At 68.3% G+C, this 1,431-nt stretch carries 1 protein-coding gene; it reads left to right on the top strand.

Going from position 1 to position 1,431, the window contains the following annotated elements:
- Positions 1-54 precede the first annotated feature (54 nt).
- Positions 55-1,398 (top strand): IS256 family transposase, encoded by a 1,344-nt coding sequence (locus IXW69_RS11360; protein ID WP_194786442.1) that lies wholly within the window; start codon positions 55-57, stop codon positions 1,396-1,398.
- The last annotated feature ends 33 nt before the right edge of the window (positions 1,399-1,431 follow it).

Here is a 1,431-nt window from a genome sequence, read left to right as displayed (position 1 = left end):
GGGCCTGTTCAATGGTTTGTGTAAGCCCTCCTGGAAGGACTGACACTGATGACCATGACGGATGAGAAGGCGCCCTCGGGTGGTGCGGGTCGTGAGGCGATCGAGGCGCTGGTGGCCTCCGGTGGCCTGGACGGCCTGTTCGAGCAGATCAACTCAGGGCAGGTGGCCCTGACCGGCTCGGACGGGCTCCTGCCCGCACTGCTGAAGGAGACCCTGGAGCGTGGTCTGCAAGCTGAACTGACCGACCACCTGGGCTACGAGAAGGGCCAGAGGGCCCCGGCGGCGCGGGGCAACGCCCGAAACGGGGCGTCGACCAAGACGATGGACTCCGAGGTCGGCCCCTTCGAGATCGAGGTCCCCCGGGACCGTGCCGGCACCTTCACGCCCCGCCTGGTGCGCAAGGGCCAGCGGCGCATGGACGGCCTGGACGCGATGATCATCAGCCTGTACGCCGGCGGGATGACGGTGCGCGAGATCCGCCACCACCTGGAGTCCACCCTCGGGGTGGAGCTGTCGGCCGGGACGATCAGCAACATCACCGACGCGGTCTGCGACGCCGTCATGGAGTGGCAGCAGCGTCCGCTGGAGGAGTTCTACCCGGTGATCTACCTCGACGCGATCCGCGTCAAGATCCGCGACCAGGGGCGGGTGTCCAACAGGGCGGCCCACATCGCCGTCGGGGTGGACATGGAGGGCGTCAAGCACGTCCTGGGCATCTGGGTGCAGGCCGACGAGGGCGCCTCCTTCTGGGCGCACGTGTGCGCCGAGCTCGCCAACCGCGGCATCCAGGACGTGCTCATCGTGTGCTGCGACGGGCTGACGGGCCTTCCCGAGGCCGTCGAGGCGACCTGGCCCGACTCCATGGTGCAGACCTGCGTGGTGCACCTGATCCGCTCCTCGATGAGGTTCGTCGCCTACGGGGACCGCAAGAAGGTCGCCGCCGCCCTCAAGCCCGTCTACACCGCCTCCAGCCAGGACGCCGCCCTGTCCGCTCTGGCGGAGTTCGCGGCTAGTCCGCTGGGGGCCCGCTACCCCGACACGGTGGGGGTATGGGAGAGGGCCTGGGAGCGGTTCACGCCGTTCCTGGCGTTCCCTCCGGCCCTGCGGCGCGTCATCTACACGACGAACTCGATCGAGTCTCTGAACTACCAGCTGCGCAAGGTCACCAAGAACCGTGGTCACTTCCCCTCCGACGCCGCGGCCGTCAAGCTCCTGTGGCTGGCGATCTGCAACATCGAGGACCGTCGCGCCGCCGAGAGGGCCAAGGAGACCGGCACGCCCGCGGACAAGAGGAAGGCCAAGGGCCGCCTCGTGCAAGGCCAGGCCACCAACGGCTGGAAGCAGGCCCTCGCCCAGCTCACCGCCGCCTACCCCGACCGCATCAACCCCTACCTCTGACAACCCCACTTACACAAAAACCTTGACAGGCTC

The sequence above is a fragment of the Actinomyces haliotis genome (genome assembly GCF_015355765.1).
Classification (GTDB): Bacteria; Actinomycetota; Actinomycetes; order Actinomycetales; family Actinomycetaceae; genus Actinomyces; species Actinomyces haliotis.
The sequence above is the reverse complement of the archived record's forward strand: the minus strand, read 5'-3'. Positions and strand labels throughout refer to the sequence as shown.

What these genes read in the sequence shown, in the direction of transcription:
- IXW69_RS11360 (WP_194786442.1), top strand. Translation starts at nt 55, where the DNA reads ATGACGGATGAGAAGGCGCCCTCGGGTGGTGCGGGTCGTGAGGCGATC.